The sequence below is a fragment of the Arthrobacter sp. PAMC25564 genome (assembly GCF_004798705.1).
Taxonomy (GTDB): domain Bacteria; phylum Actinomycetota; class Actinomycetes; order Actinomycetales; family Micrococcaceae; genus Arthrobacter.
This window is the reverse complement of record NZ_CP039290.1, coordinates 3276327-3302471: the sequence shown is the minus strand read 5'-3', so window position 1 is coordinate 3302471 and position 26145 is coordinate 3276327. Positions and strand designations below refer to the sequence as shown.

Annotated in this window: 17 protein-coding genes; 9 read left to right on the top strand and 8 right to left on the bottom strand. The window is 68.2% G+C overall.

Going from position 1 to position 26145, the window contains the following annotated elements:
- The first annotated feature begins 64 nt into the window (after positions 1 to 64).
- The gene (locus E5206_RS15410; protein ID WP_136323249.1) at positions 65 to 3622 is read left to right on the top strand and encodes a S41 family peptidase; all 3558 of its coding nucleotides are present in this window, start codon (positions 65 to 67) and stop codon (positions 3620 to 3622) included.
- Between the two features lie 98 nt (positions 3623 to 3720).
- Here E5206_RS15410 and E5206_RS15405 read toward each other — a convergent pair whose 3' ends face one another.
- The 5 genes from E5206_RS15405 to E5206_RS15385 all read right to left on the bottom strand — a co-directional run bounded on the left by E5206_RS15405 (position 3721) and on the right by E5206_RS15385 (position 9842).
- Positions 3721 to 4149, bottom strand: coding sequence for an OsmC family protein (locus tag E5206_RS15405; protein ID WP_136323248.1), 429 nt, complete (start codon positions 4147 to 4149; stop codon positions 3721 to 3723).
- A gap of 197 nt (positions 4150 to 4346) precedes the next feature.
- Positions 4347 to 4697 carry a hypothetical protein gene (locus E5206_RS15400; protein WP_136323247.1) on the bottom strand — a complete coding sequence of 117 codons (351 nt, stop codon included), beginning with the start codon at positions 4695 to 4697 and terminating at the stop codon, positions 4347 to 4349.
- Between the two features lie 99 nt (positions 4698 to 4796).
- Positions 4797 to 6551, bottom strand: a complete 1755-nt coding sequence (gene sucB / locus E5206_RS15395) for a 2-oxoglutarate dehydrogenase, E2 component, dihydrolipoamide succinyltransferase (protein ID WP_136323246.1) — start codon at positions 6549 to 6551, stop codon at positions 4797 to 4799.
- A 126-nt stretch (positions 6552 to 6677) separates the two neighbouring features.
- A complete protein-coding gene (lpdA, locus tag E5206_RS15390; RefSeq protein ID WP_136323245.1) occupies positions 6678 to 8063 on the bottom strand; it encodes a dihydrolipoyl dehydrogenase in 1386 nt (461 codons plus the stop codon).
- Positions 8064 to 8315: 252 nt separating this feature from the next.
- Positions 8316 to 9842, bottom strand: a complete 1527-nt coding sequence (locus E5206_RS15385; RefSeq protein WP_136323244.1) for a leucyl aminopeptidase — start codon at positions 9840 to 9842, stop codon at positions 8316 to 8318.
- A 292-nt stretch (positions 9843 to 10134) separates the two neighbouring features.
- Between E5206_RS15385 and E5206_RS15380 the strand changes: the two genes are divergently transcribed.
- The 4 genes from E5206_RS15380 (at position 10135) to E5206_RS15365 (ending at position 15399) form a co-directional block, all read left to right on the top strand.
- Entirely contained in the window at positions 10135 to 11070 is a 936-nt protein-coding gene (locus E5206_RS15380; RefSeq protein WP_136323243.1) for a PAC2 family protein, read from the top strand.
- Between the two features lie 37 nt (positions 11071 to 11107).
- Positions 11108 to 12439, top strand: a complete 1332-nt coding sequence (locus E5206_RS15375; RefSeq protein WP_136323242.1) for an MFS transporter — start codon at positions 11108 to 11110, stop codon at positions 12437 to 12439.
- A gap of 77 nt (positions 12440 to 12516) precedes the next feature.
- Positions 12517 to 13761, top strand: a complete 1245-nt coding sequence (locus tag E5206_RS15370) for a DUF4192 family protein (RefSeq protein WP_136323241.1) — start codon at positions 12517 to 12519, stop codon at positions 13759 to 13761.
- Positions 13762 to 14061: 300 nt separating this feature from the next.
- Positions 14062 to 15399 (top strand): RNA polymerase sigma factor, encoded by a 1338-nt coding sequence (locus E5206_RS15365; protein ID WP_136323240.1) that lies wholly within the window; start codon positions 14062 to 14064, stop codon positions 15397 to 15399.
- A gap of 190 nt (positions 15400 to 15589) precedes the next feature.
- On the opposite strand, the gene E5206_RS19660 is transcribed toward E5206_RS15365, so the two are convergent.
- Positions 15590 to 15811, bottom strand: coding sequence for a hypothetical protein (locus E5206_RS19660; protein ID WP_136323239.1), 222 nt, complete (start codon positions 15809 to 15811; stop codon positions 15590 to 15592).
- Positions 15812 to 16049: 238 nt separating this feature from the next.
- Here E5206_RS19660 and E5206_RS15355 point away from each other — a divergent pair, with 238 nt between their 5' ends.
- The gene (locus E5206_RS15355; RefSeq protein WP_136323238.1) at positions 16050 to 18158 is read left to right on the top strand and encodes a DNA topoisomerase IV subunit B; all 2109 of its coding nucleotides are present in this window, start codon (positions 16050 to 16052) and stop codon (positions 18156 to 18158) included.
- A 26-nt stretch (positions 18159 to 18184) separates the two neighbouring features.
- Here E5206_RS15355 and E5206_RS15350 read toward each other — a convergent pair whose 3' ends face one another.
- A complete protein-coding gene (locus tag E5206_RS15350) occupies positions 18185 to 19174 on the bottom strand; it encodes a M56 family metallopeptidase (protein ID WP_136323237.1) in 990 nt (329 codons plus the stop codon).
- A 6-nt stretch (positions 19175 to 19180) separates the two neighbouring features.
- Entirely contained in the window at positions 19181 to 19567 is a 387-nt protein-coding gene (locus E5206_RS15345) for a BlaI/MecI/CopY family transcriptional regulator (protein ID WP_136323236.1), read from the bottom strand.
- Between the two features lie 332 nt (positions 19568 to 19899).
- Here E5206_RS15345 and E5206_RS15340 point away from each other — a divergent pair, with 332 nt between their 5' ends.
- Genes E5206_RS15340 through cydD form a run of 3 tightly spaced genes read left to right on the top strand, consistent with a single transcriptional unit; the run spans position 19900 to position 26076 of the window.
- Entirely contained in the window at positions 19900 to 21495 is a 1596-nt protein-coding gene (locus tag E5206_RS15340) for a cytochrome ubiquinol oxidase subunit I (RefSeq protein WP_136323235.1), read from the top strand.
- A 36-nt stretch (positions 21496 to 21531) separates the two neighbouring features.
- Positions 21532 to 22581, top strand: a complete 1050-nt coding sequence (cydB, locus tag E5206_RS15335; protein WP_136323234.1) for a cytochrome d ubiquinol oxidase subunit II — start codon at positions 21532 to 21534, stop codon at positions 22579 to 22581.
- Between the two features lie 6 nt (positions 22582 to 22587).
- Complete coding sequence (cydD, locus tag E5206_RS15330; protein ID WP_136323233.1) at positions 22588 to 26076, top strand: thiol reductant ABC exporter subunit CydD; 3489 nt, start codon at positions 22588 to 22590, stop codon at positions 26074 to 26076.
- The last annotated feature ends 69 nt before the right edge of the window (positions 26077 to 26145 follow it).

The window sequence follows — 26145 nt, the reverse complement described above, 5'->3', positions numbered from 1 at the left end:
ACCATGCCCGGCACGGCGTGGAAACCTCCCGGGCGGCAGGGCCGGTCTTGACTATGATCGACTGATGACCTCTTCGAGTTACTTCCGCTTCCCGCATCTGCACGGCGATCTGGTCACCTTCGTGGCCGAGGACGATGTCTGGATTGCCCCCCTGGCCGGAGGACGGGCCTGGCGCATCTCCTCGCTGCAGCTGCCCGCCCGCAACCCACGCTTCACACCGGACGGAAAGCGCCTCGTATGGACAGTGGTGCAGGGAACGGCGCCGGAAGTGGTCACCGCAGATGTCGACGGCGGCGGGTACCGCCAGCTCAGCTACTTCGGCCACAGTTCCACCCGGGTCAGGGGCTTCACCCCCGGCGGCGACGTCGTGGTCACCAGCGCGTTCCGCCAGTCCGACAGCCGCCACACACATGCCTACAGCCTGCCCGTCACCGGCGGCTGGGCGCAGGCACTCCCGTTCGGCCCGGTCGAATCCGTGGCCTTCGGCCCGGTTGTCGGCGACGAACGCCCCGTGGTCCTCGCCAGCGTGCTCGCCCGCGAGCCCGCCTGGTGGAAGCGCTACCGCGGCGGCGGCGGCGGCAAGTTGTGGATCGACGGCGACGGCAACGGTGAATTTGAACGGCTGGCCCCCGAACTCGACGGCAACCTCGCGGATCCCATGTGGGTTGAAGGCCGGATCGCGTTCCTGTCCGACCACGAGGGCTACGGCAACCTGTACTCGGTGCTGCCCAATGGCACCGGCCTGCGACGCCACACGGATCACGAGGATTTCTACGTGCGGCACGCCGCCACCGACGGCAAGCGCATCGTCTTCGAATCGGCCGGGGAACTCTGGATCCTGCCGGACCTCGGCTCTGACGCCGTCAAAATCGAAATCTCGCTCGGATCCGCCTCCCAGTCCCGCCGCCCAGCCCCGCTGAAGCCCTCCCGGCACCTCGGCGACGTCGTCCCGGGCCGTGCCGGCGGCTCCAGCGCCGTCGAAGCCCATGGCACCCTGCACTGGCTGCGGCACAAGGACGGCCCGTCCCGCGTCCTCGAAGCCACGCCCGGAGTCCGCGCCCGGCTGCCGCGGCCGTTCGGCAACGGCCGGATCGCCTACGTTGCCGACCACGACGGCGTCGAAGCCCTCTACCTCAAGGCCATCGCCGGGCCGCCGGGCGGGCACACTGCTGCCCCGGCAGCGTCCCCGGCCCCGTCCGGACAGCCGAAGCCGCGGGAGGATTCCGAGGCCGGAATACCCCTGCCCAAGCCCGTCCCGGCCGCGGCCCTGGCCGGCCCGGCCGCTCCCGTGACGGCCGCCGCCGAAGCCGTGGGCCCGGACCACGACGATGCCGACGACAACACTCCGGCAGCCGGCGCCACTCCCGCGCAGGAGACGCAGGAGTGCATCAGGATCGCCTTCCCGAAGCAGACCCGGGCCAGTGCCATCGAGGCGAGCCCGGACGGCCGCTGGCTCGCCGTGGGGACCTCCTTCGGCGACATCTACCTCGCCGACACCCGGACCGGCACCCTGTCGCTGCTGAGCAGCATCGGAGAGGGCACGATCGAGGGCTTCAGCTGGTCCCCGGATTCGGCCTGGCTGGGCTGGTCCGAGCCGGTCACCTCCTTCGGTTCCCGCAGCCGGCTCCGGATCGCCAAGGTCGACGGCGCCGGGACGGCCGCTGCCGGCAAGGACAGCACCGGCAAGGACGGCCGGGACGGAGACCGGAAGCGTACGATCATCGACGTCACAGACGGCCGGTTCCGGGACGAATCGCCGTCGTTCACTCCCGACGGCAAGTACCTCGCCTTCCTGTCCAACCGCAGCTTTGACCCGGTTTACGACGGCCACTCCTTCGACCTGTCCTTCCCGAGCCCGATCAAGCCCTATCTGGTCGCCCTCGCCGCCGACACCCCGTCCCCGTTCGGCCCGACGGTCGCCCTGCCGGAAGGCGCCGACGAGGCCGAGGCAGGTGCCGACGCCGCCGAAGGATCCGCGCAGGGCCACGTTCCCGCTGTCCGCGTCGATGCGGAGGGCCTGGCCCACCGCGTCATCAGTGTTCCCGTCCGGCAGGGCAATTACTCGGATCTGTCCGCCGCCCCCGGAGCGTTGCTCTGGCTGGACAGCGAACTCGCCGGCGTGACCGGTGAGGGCCGCGCCAGCCAGGACGAGAAGAACGCCGCACCCAGCCTGGTCCGGTTCGACCTTGCCAAACGCCGCACGAGCACGGTAGTGGAGGCGTTGGAGCGCTACCGCCTCTCCGGCGACGGCGGGACGGTTGTGTTCGTCCAGGACAAGCAGATCCGCGTCTCGCCCGCTGCCGCCAAAGCGGACGAGGAGTCGGGCCAGTTGGTCACCGTGGACCTGAACCGGATCCGGGTCCAGCTGGATCCCCCCAGTGTGTGGGGCCAGGCATTCGACGAGGCCTGGCGGTTGCAGCGCGACTTCTTTTGGACTGAAGACATGGCCGGCCAGGATTGGGACTCGGTCCACGCCCGCTACCGGCCGATCGTGGACCGGCTCGGTTCGCACGACGACCTCGTGGACCTGCTCTGGGAACTCCACGGCGAACTCGGCACTTCCCACGCCTACGTCCGCCCGGCAGCGGTCGCCGAGAACGGCAGCAACGGGCAGGGACGCCTCGGTGCGGACCTTGCGTTCACGGGCGAGGGCTGGGAAATCACCCGGATCCTGGCGGGGGAGTCCTCGGACCCTCTTGCGACCTCCCCGCTGACGCGCCCGGGCGCGGACGCCAAGCCCGGCGACGTGCTGCTCGCGATCGACGGCGTGGAACTCAGCGAATCCCGGACCCCGGCAATGGAACTCGTCGGCGCGGCCGGACGCGCCGTCGAACTGACCCTCCGCAACGGTCCCGGACACGGGGACCAGGCCGGCAAGCAGCGCCGCGTGGCCGTGATTCCGGTCCGGGACGAGGAGCGGCTGCGGTACCAGGAGTGGGTTGCAGGCAACCGCCGCACCGTGAGGGAAGCCTCGCAGGGTACCTTCGGCTACCTCCACATTCCCGACATGATGGCCAACGGCTGGGCACAACTGCACCGCGATCTCGATACCGAGACGGCACTGGATGGACTGATCGTCGATGTCCGCCGCAACCGCGGAGGCCACACGTCCCAGCTCGTGGCGGAACTCATCGGACGCAAGGTCACCGGCTGGAGCATGCCGCGCGGCGAGAAGCCCCGGACCTACCCGCACCACGCACCGCGCGGCCCCGTCATCATCCTCACCGACGAGTTCGCCGGGTCCGACGGGGACATCATCACGCAGGTCTCCAAGCTGCGCGGAATCGGCCCGGTCATCGGCACCCGGACCTGGGGCGGCGTCGTCGGTATCGACAACCGCTTCGCCCTGGCCGACGGCACCGGCGTGACGCAGCCCCGCTACGCGACCTGGTTCTCCGGCGGCGTGGGCTGGGGTGTCGAGAACTTCGGCGTCGTTCCGGATATCGAGGTGACGTTCCCGCCGCACGCCTACGCCGCCGGCACGGACCCGCAGCTCGAATACGGCATCGGCGCGCTCAAGGAAATGATTCAGGAACTGCCCACGGACCGCCCGCCGCTGCGCGAGGGCTACCGCCGGCTGCGGCCGGCCCCGCTGCCGGCCCGCCGGCCCGGCAACGAGTAGATGAGGGCAGGCGGCGCCCGCCGGGCGCACCCCGCCTGACGCGAAGGCCCCCGTTCCCTGGCAGGGAACGGGGGCCTTCGCCTTTGGCGCGTCAGATGCTAGGAGGCCAGTGTGGCGTCCAGTGTGATCTTGATGCCGGTCAGCGCGGCCGAGACAGGGCAGCCGACCTTGGCTTCCCCGGCGATACGCTGGAATTCGTCTTCGGTGATCCCCGGGACCCGCGCGCTGACCGTCAGGTGGCTGTCCGTGATGCCGGTGCCGGGCACGAAGGTGACGTCGGCCTTGGTGTTGATTTCCTCGGGCGTGTGGCCGGCCTGGGCGAGGGCGAGGCTGAAAGCCATCGAGAAACAGGCCGAGTGCGCGGCGGCGATGAGCTCTTCCGGGCTGGTCTTGCCCTCGGAAGCTTCCGCGCGTGCCTTCCAGGTGACATCGAAGTTACCCAGTCCGGAGCTGTCCAGCGTTGTGTTGCCTGCGCCCGTCATCAGGTCGCCGTTCCAGACAGTGTGTGCGGTGCGTGTTGCTGCCATGTCCACTCCTCATATTCGTAGAAATCCCACAGATCCGGCGGTCCGCCGGATCATGCCGTGTCCCATCCTAGGGATTCGGCGCGGCCGGCGCACCGGTATCCGCTCTCAGATGATTGTGCCGCCTGCCCTGGCGCCACGACGACGACGGCGGCGCACCCCGCGGGGGATGCGCCGCCGTCGTTGACAATCCGGTGGGCCTACTGCCAGAGGGTGGCGACGCCGATGTTGATCAGCGCCATCCCGCCGACGGCGTGTGCCAGGCCCGTGGGGACGCCCGCACCGGAAGTGGCCTTGCGATACCCGATGATTGCGGCGACCAGCACCACGATGGCGATCAGGAGTTTGACCGCGATCTTGCCGTTGTTCAGCGGATCATGGGTGGCGCCAGCGATCCCGACCAGGGCCAGTCCTGTGACCAACTGGGCGATCGCTCCGTACAGCTGCACCGGCAGGATGGTGGGCTTCTTGAAGGTGGCGAACCAGCCACCGACGATCGCGGCGGCACCCAGGATGTGCAGGAAGACCAGAATGTATTTGAGAATGTCCATGGCTCCAGCTTAGCGACAAACTGTCGGTAAACGCCGCAGGGCACCCTCCCTTGCGGGAAGGTGCCCTGTGCTCACCTGATTTCAGGCGGGCTGGAGCTCCTAGAGGCCCAGGTCGGCTTCGAACGCGCCCTCTTCGAGGCGTGCCCGCAGCGTCAGCAGGAAGCGTCCCGCGTCGGCGCCGTCAACCAGTCGGTGATCGTACGTCAGGGAGAGGTACATCATCGAGCGGATGGCCAGCGAGTCATCGCCGTTCTCATCGGTGACCACGACGGGCCGCTTGACGATCGCACCGGTGCCCAGGATGGCCACGTTCGGCTGGTTGATGACCGGGGTGTCGAAGAGCGCCCCGACACTGCCGATGTTGGTGATGGAGAAAGTGCCGCCGGACAGCTCGTCCGGGCCGATCTTGCCCTGGCGGGTGCGCGAGGCAACATCGGCGATCTTCCCGGCCATGCCGGCCAAGTTCAGGTCGCCGGCGTTGGAGATGACGGGAACCAGGAGGCCCTTTTCCGTGTCCACCGCAATCGCCAGGTGCTCGGCGTTGTGGTAGGTGATCTCCTGGGCTTCCTCGTTGTACTCGGCGTTCAGCTTCGGGTGCTGCTTCAGGGCCTCGGCCACAGCCTTGGCGATGAACGGCAGGAACGTCAGCTTCACGCCGTTGGTGGCGAGGAAGTTATCCTTGGCGGCGGTACGCAACTTGGCGATGCGCGTCATGTCGACCTCATGCACCTGGGTCAACTGGGCGGAAACGTCCAGCGACTCACGCATGCGGCGGGCGATGACCTGGCGGATGCGCGGCGCCTTCTGCACGGTACCGCGCAGCGAAGAAGCTGCAGCCGGGACGGGCGCGGCGGCGCGGGCAGCCGGTGCAGCGGCGGCGGGAGCCGGTGCGGCCTTGGCCTCGGCTGCGGCGAGCACATCCTGCTTGCGGATGCGGCCGCCGACGCCGGTGCCGGTCAGCGAGGCGATGTCCACGCCCTGCTGGTTGGCCAGCTTGCGGACCAGGGGAGTGACGTAGCCCGATTCTGCCGGGGCGGCAGCAGCCTGCGGTGCGGCCGGAGCGGCCTGCTGCACAGGAGCAGCGGGGGCAGCCGGTGCGGCAGCTGCTGCGGGGGCTTCCTGCTTCGGTGCCTCGACGGGGGCCGGTGCCTCGACCGGGGCCGCGGCGGGTGCTGCGGGGGCTTCCTGCTTCGGGGCCTCGACCGGTGCCTCGACCGGGGCCGGGGCAGCGGCACCGGAACCGATGACGGCCAGGACGGCGCCGACCTCGGCGGTTTCATCCTCGTTGACGCGGATTTCCTGCAGGGTGCCGGCGAACGGGGACGGGATCTCGGTGTCAACCTTGTCGGTGGAAACCTCCAGGAGCGGCTCGTCAACCTCGACGGTGTCGCCGATGCTCTTCAGCCAACGCGTGACGGTGCCTTCGGTGACGCTCTCACCCAGCGCGGGGAGGGTGACCTCGTGGCCTTCGCCGGCCGGGGCAGCAACCGGGGCGGGGGCCGGTGCTGCGGCGGGGGCCGGGGCGGGGGCCGGTGCTGCGGCGGGGGCCGGTGCTGCGGCGGGGGCTTCGGCAGCTGCCGGTGCTGCTGCGGCCGGTGCTGCGGCGGGGGAAGCTGCACCCGAGCCGATGCGGACCAGCGGGGCGCCGACTTCAGCGGTCTCGTCTTCGGCGACGAGGATTTCCTCGATCACGCCGGCGATCGGAGAGGGGATCTCGGTGTCTACTTTGTCGGTGGAAACTTCGAGCAGCGGCTCGTCCACCTCTACCCGGTCACCTACCTGCTTGAGCCAGCGGGTGACGGTTCCTTCGGTGACACTCTCACCGAGGGCGGGCAAGTTAACGGATTCAGACATATCGTCCCCGTTCTCCTTATTGATCTTAGTGCGGATGATTGCTGCCTTGTTCGAGCTTAGTGCACCCTGCATTTCATGCCGGGTGCACTAAGCCCTGTTGTCTTACTGTGATGAGGGCGGGGCTGATCAGCCGTGGAGCGGCTTGCCTGCCAGTGCCAGATGCGCCTCGCCCAGGGATTCGTTCTGGGTCGGGTGGGCGTGGACCAGTGCGGCAACGTCCTCGGGGTAGGCTTCCCAGTTCACGATCAGCTGTGCTTCACCGATCTGCTCACCCATGCGGGAGCCGATCATGTGGACGCCGACTACGGGGCCGTTCTTCTGGCGGACCAGCTTGACGATACCGCTGGTGCCCAGGATGGAGCTCTTGCCGTTTCCGGCCAGGTTGTATTCCTGGGTCTCGACCTGGTCGTCACCGAACTTGGCCTTGGCGGCCGGCTCCGTGTAGCCCACTGTGGCGATTTCAGGCTCGCAGTAGGTGACCTTGGGGATGTTGACGTCTTCGACGACGACGGGCTTCAGGCCGGCGATTTCCTCGGCGACGAAGATGCCCTGCTGGTAGCCGCGGTGGGCCAGCTGGACGCCCGGGACGATGTCGCCGACGGCGTAGACGTTGCCGACGCCGGTGTGCAGGCGCTCGTTGGTGATGACGAAGCCGCGGTCAATGGTCAACCCGGCTTCTTCGTAGCCAAGGTTGGCCGTGACGGGGCCGCGGCCAACGGCCACGAGCAGCAGGTCGGCCTCGAAGGTCTTGCCGTCTACGAGGGTGACCTTCACTCCGTTATCGTTCTGCTCGACACCCTGGAAGAAGATGCCGGTGGAGAACTTGATGCCGCGCTTCTTAAAGGCACGCTCGAGGTTCTTCACGATCGACGGATCCTCGTTCGGGACCAGTGAGGGCAGGCCTTCGATGATGGTGACGTCGACGCCGAAGGACTTCCAGACGGAAGCGAACTCGACGCCGATCACGCCGCCGCCCAGGACGATCGCACTCTTGGGGATGTAGTCCATGGTCAGGGCTTCGTCGGAGGTGATGACCTTGCCGCCGATTTCCAGGCCGGGCAGCGAGCGGGAGTAGGACCCCGTGGCGAGGACGATGTTCTTGCCCTTGTACGCGGTGCCGTTGACTACGATGGTGTCGGCGCCCTGGAGCTTGCCTTCGCCCTCGATGACGGTGATGCCCTTTTTGCTCTTGATCAGACCCTGGAGGCCCTTGAACTTGCCGGCAATGATGCCGTCCTTGTAGGCGTTGACAGCGTTGATGTCGATGCTGTCGAGGGTCACGTTGACGCCGTACTTAGCCGAGTCGCGGGCGTGGTCCGCCAGCTCTGCGGAGTGCAGCAGGGCCTTGGTGGGGATACAGCCGTTGTGCAGGCAGGTGCCCCCGAGCTTTGCCTTTTCGATGAGGCCGACGGTAAGGCCGAGCTGTACGGCACGCAGGGCAGTTGCGTAGCCGCCGCTGCCGCCGCCGAGTACCAGGATGTCGAATTCTTGCGCAGTTGCCTGATCGGCCACTAAAACGCTCCCTCGCGTGAACGATGACACGAGAGTACGCATCATCTGGTCTTGGAGCTTACCTGCCGGATCATACCGGCGGCGTGCTCCCTTTCATTTGTGACTACTTCATTGTCGGATTACCGAGGTTCACCTTAGCGAACCAGTTATCCATGCTCCACCCTGCCGTGGCGTTTGTGGAGCGCTTGTGTCCAGAGTCACGCGGCTATGTGGCCAGGGCGTCAGCCCCCCGGCCACATGGCCGCGTGACTGCTAGACGGCGTTGGCGAGGATGTCCTCCACATACGCGACCAGGGTGCGCACGGTGCAGCCCGTCCCCTGCTTATGGGTGTAGCCGTAGGGGCTTCCGTTGTTGAACGAGGGGCCGGCAATGTCGATGTGGGCCCACGGGATCTGCCCGCCGTCCTTGCCCTTGCCCACGAATTCGCGCAGGAACACGGCCGCGGTCATCATGCCGCCGTGGCGTTCACCGATGTTGGCGATGTCGGCGACCTGGGAGTCGAGGCTGGCCCGCAGCTCCTCCGGCAGCGGCATCGGCCAGACCAGCTCGCCGGCGCGGTCGGCGGCGGCCTTGATCGGGCCGGTGACGGAGTCCGATCCCATGACGCCGGCGGTGCGGTCGCCCAGCGCGACCAGCTGCGCGCCGGTCAGGGTGGCGACGTCGATGATCGCGTCCGGGAATTCCTGGCTCGCGGCCACGATGCCGTCGGCCATGACCAGGCGGCCCTCGGCGTCGGTGTTCAAAACCTCCACGGTCTTGCCGCCGAACATGGTCAGGACGTCGGCCGGACGCTGGGCGGCGCCGGAGGGCATGTTTTCGGCAATGCAGAGCCAGGCCGTCGCCTTGACCGGAAGGCGGAGGCCGGCGAGGGCCAGCACAGTGTTAAGGACGACGGCGGCGCCGGCCATGTCGCTCTTCATGTCACCCATGCCCAGGGCCGGCTTGATGGAGATGCCGCCGGTGTCAAAGGTGATGCCCTTCCCGACGAGGGCGATAGTGGCGGTGGCCTTGGCCGGGGCGTATTCGACCTTCACGAGGCGCGGCTGGCGGGTGGATCCCTTGCCGACGCCGAGGATGCCGCCGAAGCCCTCTTTCTCCAGTCGCTTTTCGTCCCAGACGGTGACCTTGACGGGCAGGCCCTTGGAGAGCTCCTTGGCGGCGTCGGCGAAGGACTCGGGGTAGAGATGGCTCGGTGGCTGGTTCACGAGGGTGCGGGTCGCGTTCACGGCCTTGCCGATCAGGGCCGCACGGTCCAGAACCGGCGCCAGGGCCAGGTCCTTCGCGAAGTCGGTGCGGATCACGACGTTCTTCACCGGATCCTTGAGCCCGTCCTGGGAGGACCGGAACTCCGTGTAGGAGTAGGCGCCCATTGCGGCGCCCTCGGCGACGGCCGCGACATCGGCCAGCGTCGCCGTCGGAAATGCCAGGGTGACGGTACTGACGCCGGCCAGTTGGCGGACGGCTGAGCCGGCGGCGCGGCGCAGCGCTTCCTCGGAGAGCGGCTGCTTCGCGGACAGTTTGCCGACGCCGGCGAGCAGCAGGATGGTGGCCCCTGCCTCCGGCAGGCCCGGCAGGCGGTGCGCCTGGTCGGCTGCTCCGGTGATGCCAAGAACACCCAGTGATTCCGACAATGCCTCAGCCGCCGCAGCCGTCAGCGGGTTATCGAGCAGCACGGGACCGTCTGTACCCTGCCCCACGCCGATCACGAGGGCATCGCTGGGGGATTTCTTCAGATCCCCTGCGATTGCACTAAGTTTCACTTCAGTATTCTTGACCACGAGGACAGTCCTCAATTCTCTGTGATTTTTCGGCAGGAACTGCATGTTTGGCGCCCTGCCAGGGAACCTGGGCCGCTGCCGGTTTGAGACGCAAGCCAGGTGTCTTCAAGCCGTCATATGGCCAGTTCCGATCGTAGTCTCTCCGCGGCACGGGTGTTCAATTGAATGAGAGCTGGAGCACACCCCGATCAGGAATGCGCCCGCACTCCGGTGTGTTGTACCTGATATCGGCGCCGCCGCCCCGCAGGGCCCATCCGGCCGCTCCCACTGACTACGACGAAAGGAACATGCCGTGATTGAACGGATTTCCGGCTCATTGCTGGACCCCGGATCGCTTTACCTGCGTGATGACGCGCTGTTCCACAGCCCGGAGCTGCGGGGACTGAACCTGATCATGGGGTTCACCGGATTCGCCGATGCCGGCCATGTCGTCCGGCAGATCACCGCCGAAATGCTGGACACCCTCGATGCGGAGATGATTGCCGAATTCGATGCCGACCAGCTCATCGACTACCGGACCCGGCGTCCGCAGGTGAGCTTCGTCGAAGACCATCTGCAGGACTACCAGGCCCCGAGCCTGGCGCTTTACCGGCTCATCGACGGGCTGGGCAGCCCGTTCCTGCTGCTCGCCGGATTCGAGCCGGACCTGCAATGGGAGCGGTTCGCCCGCGCCGTCGTCGGGATCGTCCGGGAACTGGACGTCAATCTCGTCACCTGGATCCATTCCATCCCCATGCCGGTTCCGCACACCCGCCCGGTCGGCGTCACGGTCCACGGCAACCGGCCGGAGCTGATCGAGGGAATCTCGGCCTGGAAGCCCACCGTTGAGGTGCCCGCCGCCGTCGGCCACCTCCTGGAGCTGCGGCTGACGGAAGCAGGCCGCAATATTGCCGGCTACGTGATCCATGTGCCGCACTACCTCGCCGAGGCCGAGTACCCGACGGCAGCCGTCGCCGGACTCGAATATCTCGGCGCGGCCACCTCGCTTATGCTCCCCACCGACCGCCTCCGCGAGGCGGGCCGGGAAGTGGGCCGCCAGATCGCCGAGCAGATTGAGGCCTCCGAAGAGGTCCAGCAGGTCGTGTCGCGGCTGGAGGCCAGGTATGACGAGAAGGCCGAGGGCACCGTGCGGCGGTCCCTGCTGGCCGACGAGAACGATGAGCTGCCCAATGCCGATGCCCTCGGAGCCGCGGTGGAGGCCTATCTGGCCCGCAAAGAACCCGGCTAATAAATAGTATTTTCCGGCCGGCGGGCATAATGGAGGAGTGACCTCACCCCGCGCCTGGCTGATCTGGATCATTGGGATTTTCGCGTACCTGGTCGCGGTCAGCCAGCGCACCTCTTTCGGCGTCGTCGGGCTGGAAGCCACCGAACGGTTCCACGCCAGCGCCGCCGAAATCTCCTTCTTCACGGTGCTGCAGCTGCTTGTCTATGCGGCGCTGCAGATACCGGTCGGGGTGCTGGTGGACCGCTTCGGCTCCCGCGCGATGATTGCGGGAGGTGCCCTGCTGATGGCACTCGGGCAGCTCCAGCTTGCCTTCGCGGAGAGCATCCCGGGCGGCGTGCTGGGCCGGGTGCTGGTGGGGGCCGGCGATGCCATGACGTTCATCTCCGTGATCCGGCTGATTCCGCTGTGGTTCGCCCCGGCCCGGGTGCCGCTGCTTACCCAGCTGACCGGCATGTCAGGCCAGCTCGGGCAGCTCTTCAGCGTGGTGCCGTTCGCGATGATCCTGCACTCCGCCGGCTGGACCCCCGCCTTCCTGACGCTGGCGGCGATGTCCGCCCTCGCCGTCGTGCTGGTGCTTGTCCTGCTGCAGGACCTGCCGCCCGGACATCCCGCCCCGGAACCGTCGGCCGGGCTGCGCGCCACCGGTGTCCTGCTCTCGCATGCCTGGCGTCAGCCCGGAACGCAGCTGGGGATGTGGAGCCATTTCACCGTCCAGTTCAGCGGCACCGTCTTCGCAATGACCTGGGGCTATCCGTTCCTGATTTCCGGGCAGGGGCTGGATACCGGCACCGTCTCGGCCCTGATGACACTGTATGTGGCCGCCGGCATCGCCGCCGGGCCGCTGATGGGCAGCTTTGTCGGCCGGCACCCCTTGCGCCGGTCCACCATGGTGCTGCTGATCGCCGCCGCCACCGCCGCCGCCTGGGCCGCGGTGCTGCTCATCCCGGGGAAGTCCCCTTTGTGGCTGCTGGCCGGCCTCGTGGTGGTGTTGGCCATCGGCGGCCCCGGTTCCATGATCGGCTTCGACTTCGCCAGGACCTTCAACCCGGCCCACCGGATCGGGACGGCCACCGGGATCGTGAACGTGGGCGGCTTCATGGCCGCGCTCGTGGCGATCTTCCTGATCGGCTTCGTGCTCGACGTCCTGCACGCCTCGGGATTCTCCCCGGGCGGGCTATATGCCCTTGACCCGTTCCGGATCGCTCTGAGCGTCCAGCTCCTGTTGCTGGCGGGAGGTGCCGGCGCCATCATTGCCGTCCGCCGGAAAGTGCGCCGGCAGATGGCCGCGAAGGGTGTCCTGGTGCCGCCGCTGCTCGCCACGCTCGCCCGGCAGCGCCGGCTCAACTCGGAGCGCCGGCGGAACCGCTGACCGGCGTCCTGATGCTGTTTTCCACATAGCGCTACCCGCGGCTGCCTCCCGGACCTTGCTGCGGCCAAGCTGGCTTTATGACAGCTCCCGAACACCTGAAAATCACCGGCCCCGAAGACATCCTCGGCTTCATCCCGCACTCGCTGGGCTACTGGCCGTCGAAAAGCCTCGTGGCCATGACCATGCAGGGCAAACGGCTCGGCGCCACCCTGCGCGTTGACCTGCCGGCCGCCGGCGGTGTCACGGACATTGCAGGCTTTGCCGGCACCGTGGCGTCCTACCTGCAAGCCGACGAGGAGGCGGACGGCACCCTGCTGGCCTTCTTCACCGACACGGACGGCGACGGCGGCGTTCCCGTGGCGGATCTCTTGGCTGTGCTTGAGCTTGCCCTCGTGGAATCAGGCATGGCGGTGAGGGATGCCTGGATCATCGGGGCGCAGTTCTGGCGGAACGCCTACTGCACCGATCCCTCGTGCTGCGCCCCGCCCGGGCGCCCCGTGGACGAGATCAGGAACAGCCGGCTTAACGCCGAGATGGTCTTCCGGGGCAGCATCGTGGGCGCGGCACCCGGCGCCCGCGAGACCGACTGCTCCCCGCCGTGTGCGGACCCGGCCGCGTTTGAGGCCGAACAGCGCTGGTCGCAGGAATTCGCCGGACGCCGGAAGGACCGGGCACAGTTCCGGCAGGTGCTGGAGGTATGGACGCGGGTCCTGGGCGGCATTCCCGGCCAGGGGCATGCCCTGGAGCTTGACCCGGGGCTCGCCTCCTACCTGAGCGCCAGCCTCGGCGTTCAGGCCTGGCGGGACGCCGTGCTGGTAATGGCGGCCGCCGGAGGGGCGGCGGCTGAACGCGGTGCGGCGGAATTCGGCCTGTTCGACAGGGCCGCCGGACCGCCCGATGCCCCGATCCTGCCCGCGCCGCTGCCGCCGATGGAGGGATTCCCTCCCCTCGGGCCTCCCCGCGATGCGGCCGGCACCGCCTGCGGCCTTCGCGGGGCTCCCGGCTACGGCGACGTCCTGCTCGGCCTGGCGCCGCCGGTTCCCGATTGGGCGCTGATGGGGCGGCTGGAGCGCGTCCTTGTGCTGCTGGGCAGGGATTGCGGTGGGGAGGCCCGGGCCGCCTGCCTCACGGCGCGCGGCTGGATCGAATGGTGTCGGGGCAGGGGCTCGTTCGCCGATGCCCTGTTCCAGCAGGCAGCCGTGACATGCCCCGGCTACCGGCTGGCCGAACTGCTGGCCGAACTTGGCCGGCGGGGGACCATCTGTGGCTGGGCCGGCCGGCGGGAGGCCGCGTGGCAGAAGTTCGAGCCGGGTGCCGCCTGACCGGGTGTGCCGGAAAATGCTGCACCGGGAAAAATACGGTCCCGGAAAAACGAGGACCGCGCCGGCCGGACGGCACGGCTCCGGAAAATCGTGAGACAATGGTTGCCGAGACCCGGTTGGGTCCGTGTATCAAGTGCGTGTAACGAACCTTGGAAACAGGGAACATTACGGCCGTCCCGGCAGTTCTACTTAGTGGCTCTGCTGTCCGTGCCTGCACCTGATGTGAAACACGGACTTGACAGGGTCATAGTGGTGTTGCCCGTATGGTGATTCCACAGACCGCCGCTAGAAAGGTTTTCTGTGACCCCGTCTTCCGCGAAGAAGGAACCCGCCGACCAGGCCGTATTATCCCCTGAGGAGAAGAAGGCGGCGACGAACGCCAAGCGCGCCGCCACGCGTGCAGCCAACAAGGCTGTCAAAGACGCAGCCTCCGCCGAAGGTGGCGACTCCGCTTCGGCGGCCGCCAAGCCTGAGCCCAAGAAGCGCGGGCCCAAGCCCGGCGCCAAAGCGGCGGCAGAAGCCGCCAGCAAATCCGCCCGTGGCGGCTCGGACGAGGACTCCGACGAGGTCGAAGAGGACCTCGACGATCTGACGCCCGACGCTGCCGAACTCGGAGAAGACGGCGAAGAGATTGCCGGCAAGGCCGCGGCCACCACCGGCTCCGGCTTTGTCTACTCCGATGCCGACGACGACGATGCCCCGGTGCAGCAGGTCATGTCCGCCGGCGCCACTGCCGACCCCGTTAAGGACTACCTGAAGCAGATCGGCAAGGTCGCCCTGCTGAACGCTGAACAGGAAGTGGATCTGGCCCTGCGCATCGAGGCCGGCCTGTTTGCCGAGGAAAAGATCAACGCCGACGACGGCACCATGGATCCGAAGCTCAAGCGTGAGCTCGAATTCGTCATCCACGACGGCAAGCGCGCCAAGAACCACCTGCTGGAGGCCAACCTCCGCCTCGTCGTGTCGCTGGCCAAGCGCTACACCGGCCGCGGCATGCTGTTCCTGGACCTGATCCAGGAGGGCAACCTGGGCCTGATCCGTGCAGTCGAGAAGTTCGACTACACGAAGGGCTTCAAGTTCTCCACCTACGCCACCTGGTGGATCCGCCAGGCGATCACCCGCGCCATGGCCGACCAGGCGCGCACCATCCGTATCCCGGTACACATGGTGGAAGTCATCAACAAGCTGGCCCGCGTGCAGCGCCAGATGCTTCAGGACCTCGGACGCGAACCAACCCCGGAGGAGCTGGCCCTCGAGCTGGACATGACTCCGGAGAAGGTCGTGGAGGTCCAGAAGTACGGGCGCGAGCCCATCTCCCTGCACACACCCCTCGGCGAGGACGGCGACTCCGAATTCGGTGACCTCATCGAGGACTCCGAGGCTGTCGTCCCGGCGGATGCCGTGAGCTTCACCCTGCTGCAGGAACAGCTGCACTCGGTGCTGGACACGCTCTCCGAACGTGAAGCCGGTGTGGTCGCGATGCGCTTTGGGCTGACCGACGGACAGCCGAAGACACTGGACGAAATCGGCAAGGTCTACGGCGTCACGCGTGAGCGGATCCGCCAGATCGAATCCAAGACGATGTCCAAGCTGCGGCACCCGTCGCGGTCACAGGTGCTGCGCGACTACCTGGACTAAGAGCCCGGAACACAGCAACGCGGGGTCACATCGCGCCCATGATCTTCGGATGATTGGGCCCGGTGTGACCCCGCGTTGCTGTTTGCGGGCAGCAAAAAACCCGGGCCCTCCTCATCGGAGGAGCCCGGGTTCTTAGTCCTTCAGCTCGCTGACAGACTGTCCATGAGCCGCTGAACGGAAAGCAACTGGACTAGTCGACCGGAACCGGTGCCTTCTCCTGAAGGCGGGCCGTCTCGTCGTGCCAGTCTGAGCTGAGCGGCCTGAGTGTCGGTTCTACGGCCCGTGCGTGGTGGCCACAGAAAAGAAGCTCACCCCCGGAGGCACCGAGAACAACCCGGACATATGCCTGTGCTCCGCAACGATCGCACCGGTCAACGGTGGTGAGTGTGCGGTCCGCAACTGCTGTTGTCATTTTCGGCCTCCTTGTAGATCGATATACCCATATAACCAGCATTCGCCGCGAAACCATCGCCTGGATGGCCCACTTTCGCTGTACGCGTATCACGTCTCGGTAACGTCACCGTGGGTGGCAGGCCTCCGGGGAGTGGCGGTGCGGTGGAGGCCGGCCATCGGACTACCCTAGGAAGAGCGTCAAAATTCCCCGGACTGTCCGATTGCGGCTGTCCCGTTCCTGAAGGAGTTCACGATCCGTGGCACCAAGTTCTGATTACACCGCCCGGCATCTCTCCGTGTTGGAAGGCCTTGAAGCCGTCCGCAAGCGCCCGGGCATGTACATCGGCTCCACGGACTCCCGCGGCCTCATGCACTGCCTCTGGGAAATCATTGACAACTCCGTGGATGAGGCCCTCGCCGGCTTCGGCCACGACATCAAGATCATCCTGCACGCGGACAACTCGGTGGAGATCCACGACGACGGCCGCGGCGTCCCGGTGGACATCGAGCCCAAGACCGGGCTGAGCGGCGTCGAGGTGGTCTTCACCAAGCTCCATGCCGGCGGCAAGTTCGGCGGCGGCTCCTACACGGCCTCGGGCGGCCTGCACGGCGTCGGCGCCTCCGTTGTGAATGCCCTCTCGGCCCGGCTGGACGTCGAGGTGGACCGCGGCGGAAAGACCTACAAGATGTCCTTCCGGCGGGGCGAACCCGGGCGTTTCAAGGACACCGGGGCCAAGCCGGACCCGGCCTCCGTGTTCGAGCCCTTCGTCGACGGCTCGGTGCTGGACGTGATCGGCAAGGCCAAGCGCGGCGTCACGGGCACCCGGATCCGCTACTGGGCCGACCGCCAGATTTTCACCCCCGACGCCAGGTTCTCCTACGACGAGCTCGCCTCCCGGGCCCGCCAGACTTCCTTCCTGGTGCCCGGGCTGAAGCTCACGGTCCGGGACGACCGCAAGGTTGCCGGCACGCCGGGCGAGTCCGGGCCGCATGAGGAAATCTTCCACCACGACGGCGGCATCTCCGAGTTCGTTGACTTCCTCGCCGCCGATCCGGCCGTTACGGACATCTGGCGCCTGCACGGCGCCGGGAAGTTCAAGGAGACCGTGCCGGTCATTGACGAAAGGGGCCACAGCCAGCTCGCCGAGGTCGAGCGGGACTGCGAGGTCGACGTCGCCCTGCGCTGGGGAATCGGCTACGACAGCACCGTGCGCAGCTTTGTCAACATCATTTCCACCCCCAAGGGCGGAACGCACCAGTCTGGCTTCGAGCAGGCGCTGCTCAAGACGTTCCGCAAAGCCGTGGAGACCAACGCCCGCAAGCTCAAGGCCGGCAACGACAAGATTGAAAAGGACGACATCTTCGCCGGGCTCACGGCGGTGCTGACCGTCCGGCTGGCCGAGCCGCAGTTCGAGGGCCAGACCAAGGAAATCCTGGGCACCTCGGCCGTCCGCGCCATCGTGGCCAAGGTCGTCGAGCACGAGATCAACGCCAAGCTGACCTCGGCGCACCGCAACGACAAGGCCCAGTCCGCGCTGCTGCTGGAAAAGATCGTCAGCGAGATGAAGTCCCGCATCTCGGCCCGCGTCCACAAGGAAACCCAGCGCCGCAAGAACGCGCTGGAGACCTCCTCGATGCCCACCAAACTGGCCGACTGCCGCACGGACGACGTCGCGCGCTCCGAGCTGTTCATCGTGGAAGGCGACTCGGCGCTCGGCACGGCCAAGCTGGCACGGTCCTCGGACTTCCAGGCGTTGCTGCCGATCCGCGGCAAGATCCTGAACGTCCAGAAGGCCTCGGTGGGGGACATGCTCTCCAACGCCGAATGCGCCGCCTTGATCCAGGTGGTGGGCGCCGGCTCGGGCCGGAGCTTCGACATCAGCGCGGCCCGCTACGGCAAGGTGATCCTGATGACGGACGCCGACGTCGACGGCGCCCATATCCGGACACTGCTCCTGACGCTGTTCTTCCGCTACATGCGACCTATGATCGACCACGGTCGCGTCTACGCCGCCGTCCCCCCGCTGCACCGGGTGGAGGTCATCAATGCGGGCCAGAAGGCCAACGAGATGATCTACACCTACTCCGAGGCGGAACTGCACGGGCTGCTGGCCAGGCTCGCCCAGGAAGGCAAGCGGTACAAGGAACCCATCCAGCGGTACAAGGGCCTGGGCGAGATGGACGCGGGGCAGCTGGCGGAGACCACGATGGACCCGCGGCACCGCACCCTGCGCAAGGTCGGGATCGAGAATGCCAAGCAGGCCGAGGATACCTTTGACCTGCTGATGGGCTCCGACGTCGCACCGCGCAAGGACTTCATCATTGCCGGCGCCGCGAGCCTGGACCGGGAGCGGATCGACGCCTGACCCGTGCCGGGGTTCCAGGCGGTTTATCAGCCGAGCAGGCCGGGAACGATCAGCAGCGCCGTCGGCACCGCGAGCAGCAGGAGGCAGGCGGCAAGAACCAGCCCGCGGAGCGGTTCCGGAAGCGGCGGCCGGGGCGAGAGCAACCGGCTGACGCGGGAGGCGGTGGTACGGGCCGAGCCGGCACCGCCGGTGGCGCCGGGCTGGCCGGAATCAAAGTCCGCCAGCTCAGGCTGGCTGAACGCCAGCCGGCCGGCAGGGGTGCCGTGGGCGCCGCTGGCCACGATGGCGATGGCCTTGATCAGGGTGGCCCTGCTTTCGGTCCTCAGCGCGACATCGTCGGCGAGCATCTCGATCAGCGAACTGACGGATTCCTGCGCCAGCCGGGTGGTCGGGAGCCACGGCAGCGCCTGGCGCCAGGCGGCGAAGGCCCACAACAGCAGATGATGGCGCTGGCCCAGGTGGGCGTTTTCGTGGATCAGCACGGCCCGGAGTTCGCCGGGTTCGAGGGCGGCCATGAGCCCGTCGGAGAGCACGGTCACCGAGCGTGCGCCGCCCGGCAGGCAGTAGGCGACGGGGGAGTCCAGGTTGATCACCATGGTTCCCGGCCCGTCAGCGGACGGTGAGGCGAGCAGGTCCAGCAGTTCGCGGTGCCGCCGCCGTTGCCGCTGGATCTTGTAGTACGTCAGCAGCAGGGTGAAGACGAGATGGGCGGTCAGGAGCCCGGCGGCGGAGAGCGCGAAGATGTGCCAGAAGCCCAGCTCCGTGGTGGGCGCATTGTGGAAGACCATTCCGGCCAGGGCCGTCAGCCCGGCCAACAGGCTGTCCCCGACCGGTTCCAGCCCGTAGACAAGCATGGCGCCGATCATGGACAGGCCGCCGGCAAGGGCGATGGCCTGCCAGAGCAGCATCGCCGTGAACGGGGAGCGTGCGGGCCATTGGGCACGTGAAAGGAGGATAGGCACCGGCCACGCCAGTACTATCGCGAGGACCGCCAGAAGATATGAGGTCCAGAACATCGGGCGCTAGCTGCGGCCCAGCAGTTTGCGCAAAGTCTCCGCTTCAGTGTCCGTGACGGAACCAATGAACCGCGCCAGCACAGCCTCGCGGTCAGGGGCGGATCCCAGCACCTCGTGCATGAGCTCCGCGGTGTGGTCGGCCCGGCTGGACACCGCCTGATAGCGGTGCGGGCGGGTGCCGCGTTCGCGTTCGACCAGGCCCTTCCGCTCCAGGCGGGAGAGCACGGTGAGTACAGTGGTGACGGCCAGGTCCTTGCCCTCGTGTCCGGAACTGCCGTCCTCGGACCGGGTGCTCTGCGCGAGCAGGTCCCGCAACGCGTTGGCCGTTGCAGCCTCTTGGCCTGCCCAGAGCAGATCCATCACTGCCCGTTCCAGTTCACCGAGACTTGCCATTCCGTACGTCCTTCTTTGCCGGCCGCTCCCGGTGGCGCTTCTGCCGTGCCGGGGGCGGCATCTGATTGCTTCGGTCTTAAATTTACCGCGTTTTGCGCATTCTTTCTACATGAGGTAGAACATGGCCGCTTCGGCGCGTCGTGGCAGGGCCCGGCCACCTCCCGGCCGCTGCGGCGGTGCTGCGTGGCGCCGCTGTGGCTGCGCCATTGCGAGGCGTGTCGCGCCGTGGGAGTCTGGGTGCAGGGATGCGCCGATATGTTCTACACTCTGTAGAAGACTTTGTTCTACGCAACGTAGAAGTTACTCATGCCTAGCCAAAAGTAGGGACTGCCTTGGACGCCTTGGAAATCGCACGCTGGCAATTCGGTATCACCACCGTCTACCACTTCATGATGGTTCCGTTGACGATCGGCCTTGGCCTCGTCGTGGCCCTGATCCAGACGCTCTGGTACCGCACCGGCAAACCGGAGTACCTCCGGATGACCAAGTTCTGGGGCAAGCTCTTCCTGATCAACTTCATCATGGGCGTGGCCACCGGGATCGTGCAGGAATTCCAGTTCGGCATGGCCTGGAGCGAGTACAGCCGCTTTGTCGGGGACGTCTTCGGGGCGCCGCTGGCCATGGAGGCCCTGCTGGCGTTCTTCGTGGAATCCACCTTCCTGGGCCTCTGGATCTTCGGCTGGAAGCAGCTCAAGCGCGGCGTCCACCTCGCCTGCCTCTGGATCGCCGTGATCGGTTCCGTCTTCTCCGCCTACTTCATCATCGTGGCGAACAGCTGGATGCAGCACCCCGTCGGCGTCGAAATGATCAACGGGCGGCCCGTCATGACCGACGCGTGGGCCGTCTTCACCAACAACACCGCTCTCGTCGCAGTCCCGCACACCCTCTTTGGCGCTCTCGCCGTCGCCGGCGCCTTCCTGCTCGGCATCGCCTGGTACCACCTGTGGCGCCGCCGCCACGACGGCATTGACACCGTCGACGCCGACGGCAAGGTGATCCCCGGCGAGTCCGCGATCCCGGGACGCGACCGCGCCGATCACGCTGTCTGGATCCGCTCGCTGCGGATCGGCGCCGTCGTCGCCATGATCTCCTTCGCCGGCACCGCGCTCACCGGTGACCTCCAGGGCAAGCTCATGTTCGAACAGCAGCCGATGAAGATGGCCGCCGCAGAGGCTGCCTGCCACGACGGCACCGGCTTCTCCGTACTCAGCCTCGGCAACGTTGGATCCAAGAACTGCGACGACGTCGTGGCCGTGATCGAGATCCCCGGCATCCTTTCCTTCCTGGCCAAGGGCGACTTCAGCACCGAGGTCAAGGGCGTGAACAGCCTCCTGGGCCAGTACAAGGCCGATTACGGCACCCACCTGCCGGACAACCCGATCTACGGCGACCGGGCCGGGCAGGAGATCCAGTACGTGCCCGTCATGGAAGTCACCTACTGGGGATTCCGGATGATGATCGGCTTCGGCGGAATCGCGGCCTTCGCGGCGCTCGTGGCGCTCTGGGCCACCCGCAAGGGAACCGTTCCCGCCTCCCGGGGGCTCATGCGGGTGGCGGTCTTCGGCATTCTGGCACCGTTCGGGGCCAACGCCGCGGGCTGGATCTTCACCGAGATGGGCCGCCAGCCCTTCGTCGTTGCTCCGAACCCTGATGCCAGCGGCATCGACCAGGTCTTTATGTTCACCGCTGCGGCCGTCTCACCCGGGGTCTCCGCGGGCGAGCTGATCACCTCCCTCGTGGTGCTGACCGCCGTCTATGCGGTGCTGCTGGTGGTCGAGGTCAAGCTCCTGGTCCAGTACATCCGCGGCGGCGTGGTCTCGGCCATGCCTGAGCTCACGCACGCGGCCGGCAAGGACGTCCCGCCCGGGGACGGAACGCCGGGCGCCGGCGGGCCCGGGGCCGACGACGTCCTGGCATTCGCCTACTAGGCATTCGAAAACTACGAAGCGCAGAGGATTCTCAGCATGGAACTGCTACCCACCATCTGGTTCATTGCCATCGCGGTGCTGTGGACGGGCTATCTCTTTCTCGAGGGCTTTGACCTTGGCGTCGGCATGCTGATGAAGGGATTCGCCCGGAACAACACCGAACGCCGCGTCCTGCTCAATACCGTCGGGCCGGTCTGGGACGGCAATGAGGTATGGCTGCTGACCGCGGGTGGCGCAACCTTCGCGGCCTTCCCGCTCTGGTATGCATCCCTGTTCTCCGCGCTCTACCTGCCGCTGCTGCTGGTGCTCGTGGCGCTCATCTTCCGCGCGGTGGCCTTCGAATACCGCGGGAAGGTGGACACCCCGCAGTGGCGCGCCCGCTGGGACTGGGCCATCTCGGCCGGTTCCCTCGTGGCGGCCTTCGGCGTCGGCGCCGCACTGGCGCTCACCACCACGGGCCTGCCGCTGAACGCCAACGGCGACCGCGAGGGCGGCCCGTTCGCCTGGTTCAACGCCTACGCCGTGCTCGGCGGCCTCGCCGTCGTCTGCTTCTCCCTCCTGCACGGGCTCGCCTTCCTGGCCTTGAAGACCGACGGCGACGTCCGCCACCGGGCGCGCCGGTGGTTCGTCCGGCTGCTGCCGGTGCTCCTGCTGCCGATTGCCGGCTGGGCGGTGAGCCTGCAACTGCTCAGTGGTAAGGCCTGGACCATCGCCGCTGTCGTCGCCGCCGTCGTCGCGGCGGCCGTCGCGTGGAACTTCGCCCGCACCGGGGCCGAGGGGCGTGCCTTCCTGGCCCTCGGCGTCTTCCTGCTCCTCGGCAGCGCCTCGATCTTCGGCGCAGCCTTCCCCGTGGTGCTGCCGTCCACCCTGAACCCGGCGTTCAACCTGACAATCTCCAACGCCTCTTCCTCGGACTACACGCTGGGCCTGATGACCGTTGTCGCCTGCATCGGGCTGCCGCTGGTGCTGGCCTACCAGGCCTGGACCTACTGGGTGTTCCGGCGCCGGGTGAGCGCGGCCCATATCCCCGAGGCCCACAGCTTCCTTCCCGCGATCGCCGCCAAAGCGCTGGCACCCAAGGACTGACACCAGATGAGACCGCAGTTCCCGGCCGGCCCCGCAACACGTTCCGCCCTCTACCTGCTGGGCCTGCTGTCCGCCCTGAAGGCCCTGTCGCTCGTGCTGATGGGACAGGCGGTCGCCTCGATGCTCGCCGGACTGATGACCCACAGCGCCGGCTGGGGCGAACAACTCAGCTGGGGCCTCGCCGGGGTCATCCTGCGGTCCCTGACCGTCTGGGCCCAGACCGTCGCGTCACGCCGTGCCGCACTCGGCGTCAAGGAGGAGCTGCGCTCCCGGCTGCTCGGGCGCGCACTCCGCAACGGGACCCGAACCGCAGGCCCTTCCGACGGCGGACTGGCCGTCCTGGCCACTCGGGGACTGGACGCCCTCGACAGCTACTACACCCAGTTCCTGCCCGCCCTGGTGAACTGCGCGGCCATCCCGTTGCTGCTCGGGGCACGGATCGTGTTCGCGGACTGGATCAGCGCCGTCGTGATCGTGTTGACCGTGCCGCTCGTGCCGCTGTTCATGGTCCTGATCGGGCGCTATACCGACGAACGGGTCAAGGAGGCGCAGTCTGCGCTGTCCCGGCTGTCCGGCCACATGCTCGAACTCGCCAAGGGCCTCCCCGTCCTGGTGGGCCTGGGCCGGGCCACCGCGCAGCGGAAGGCCCTCGAGGACATCTCCGAGGAGTACCGCTTCCGGACCATGGGGACCCTGCGCACCGCGTTCCTCTCCGCCCTGGCCCTTGAACTCATCGCCACCATCTCGGTTGCCGTGGTTGCCGTCTTCATCGGCGTCCGGCTGGTCAACGGGGACATGGCCCTCGAGGCCGGGCTTCTGGCGCTGATCCTGGCCCCCGACTGCTACCTTCCGCTCCGGGAACTCGGCACCGCCCACCACGCGAGCGACGACGGCCGCGCGGCGCTCGCCGAAACCACCAACGTCCTCGAAGCACCCGAAGCCGTGCCGCTGGTCCCCGCCGACCCGCAGCGCACCGCGCCTGGCCAAGCAGCCAAGCCTCCCGCCGTCACGGTGCGAGGGCTGACGGTCCGCTACGGCGGCAGGAGGGACGCCGCCGTCGGGCCGCTGAGCTTCACGGCGGCGGCCGGCCGGATCACAGCCCTCGACGGAGCCAGCGGAGCCGGCAAGAGCACCGTGTTCGGTGTGCTGGCCGGCACCATCGGGGCCGGCGGCGGCACCGCCGTCAGCGGCCGGCTCGAAGGATTCACGACGGCGGACCTCGCCTGGGTGCCGCAGCATCCCGTCATGGTGGCCCCGACCGTCCTGGCCGAGATCCGGCTGTATCTGGGCGATGCGGCTTCAGGAACCGGCGGGGCTGACGCCGGGTTTGATGCTGCGGCACGCCGCTGTTTGGCGGCCTGCGCCGCAGAGCACCTCGCCGCGAAACACCCGGCCGAACTCAGCCCGGGGGAGCTGCGCCGCGTGGCGCTGGCCCGCGGCCTGGCCCGGATCGAGGCCGGAGCCACCGTCCTGCTGCTGGATGAACCCACCGCCCACCTGGACCGGGAATCTGCCACCGTGGTCAGCCGGGCCATCGCCGGTTTGCGCGGCAAGGTCACGGTGCTGCTCGTGGCCCACGACCGGCAGACCCGGGAACTGGCGGACGGACTGGTGTCCGTGGCGCCGGGATCCGCCGTCCCCGCGCCGGATGCGGTGCCGCTGCGCGCAGGGGAACCAGTGTCTGCGGCGGCCCCGGAGGCAGAGGGAGGCCGGCCCGCCGGCAGCCCCGCCGCGGGGCTCCCGGAAACGGCTGTCCCGGGCCCGAGCGCAGGCAATGACGCAACAAACGACAGCACACCGGCACGGCTGCGCCGGCTGCTCGCCCCCGTGGCGGCAAAGTTCGCCGCCGCCGGCGTCGTGGGGACCCTGGCTGCCCTGTTCGCCGTCGCGCTGGCGGGGCTCTCCGGCTGGCTCATCATCCGCGCCAGCGAACAGCCGCCCATCCTGTACCTGCTTGCCGCTATCGTGGGCGTGCGGTTCTTCGGCGTCGGGCGTGCTGCCCTGCGCTACGCCGAGCGGCTGCTGCTTCATGATGCGGTCTTCTCCGCGCTGACCCGGCTCCGCGGCCGGCTCTGGGAGTCCTTGAGCCGCCGCGCCCTGTCCCTTCGCAGGCTCCTGCAGGGCGGCAACGTCCTGGGCACCGTGGTGGACGACGTCGACACGGTCCGGGAGTTGCTGCCCCGGGTGGTCCTTCCGCCGCTGACCGGCCTGGCCGTCGCGGCCGCGGCGGTCCTTGGCATCGGCGTGCTGCTGCCGGCGGCGCTGCCGGCCCTGGTGGCCGCCGCCCTGCTGAGCCTCGTGGCAGCCCCGGCCCTGGCACTCGCGGCGGACCGGATGTCGGCCCGGACCGAACAGCGTCTGCGCTCCGGGGTCCTCCGGGATGTCGCCGCAGCGCTCGACGCCCGGGCGGAGCTCCACGCCAACGGCGTCACCGCCCCGGTACTTGAAGCCATCGGCCTGGCCGACCGCGCCGCAACCGCGGCCTCGCAGCGTTCCGCCTGGGCGGAAGGCCTCGGCCAGGGCATCACGGTGCTGGCCTGCGGGACGGCAGCCCTCGCCAGCGCCGTGCTCGCCGCGCCGCTGGTCCTCGCCGGCGCCGTGGAACCCGCCACGGTGGCCGTCGTTGTGCTGCTGCAGCTTGCGCTCGTGGAACCCTACGCGGCGATCACGACGGCGGTCCGCCAGTACCCGGCACTCCGCGCGGTGCTGCGCCGGATCGGCGCCGCCGGGGTCCTCGACGAGTCAGACGACACCGACGCCGGGGTTACCGGCGGCCTCGTCCCGGTGGCCGCACGGCCCGGCGGCAAACCCGGGATCGAACTCTTGGACCTGGCGGCAGCGTGGCCAGGCGGGCCGCCGGTCTTCACCGGGCTCACCGCCGCCGCGGAACCGGGGCGCTGGCTCTCCGTCACCGGTGCCTCGGGCTCCGGAAAATCCACCCTGCTCGCCGTCGTCCTGGGCTTCCTCCCGGCAGCAAGCGGCCGCATCCTGCTCAGCGGAAGGGCCGCGTGGTGCCCGCAGGAGGCACACCTCTTCGACTCCACCATCCGCGGCAACCTCATGCTGGGCCTGCCCGGCCCGGAGTCCGCCGGCCCTGGTGGCGTGGCAGGGGCTGCGCGGGCGTCTTCGGAGGCCCGGATGCGGGAGGCCCTGGCCGCCGTCGGCCTCGGCCCGCTGATCGAAGGGCTGGAAGGCGGGCTGGACACGCGGATCGGACCCGGCGGCGCCTTCCTCAGCGGCGGCGAACGCCAGCGCCTGGCCGTCGCCCGCACCCTCATGACGGGGGCGGATGTGATCCTGCTCGATGAGCCCACGGCGCACCTGGATGCGGAGTCCGGCCGGGCGATGCTGGCCGAATTGCGGTACGGGCTGCGGGGGAGGACCGTCGTCCTCGTGACGCACAACCCGGAGGACATCGGCCCCGACGACAGCCGCCTCGACCTTGACCATGCCCCGGCAGCTGCCCCCGTTCCGGTGCCGTCCGGGGGCAGTTAGGCCACGGACACGCCGTCGGACCGCCGCCACGCTGCCGGAACCGGGCGCAAAGTTGCCCCGGACGGTGCG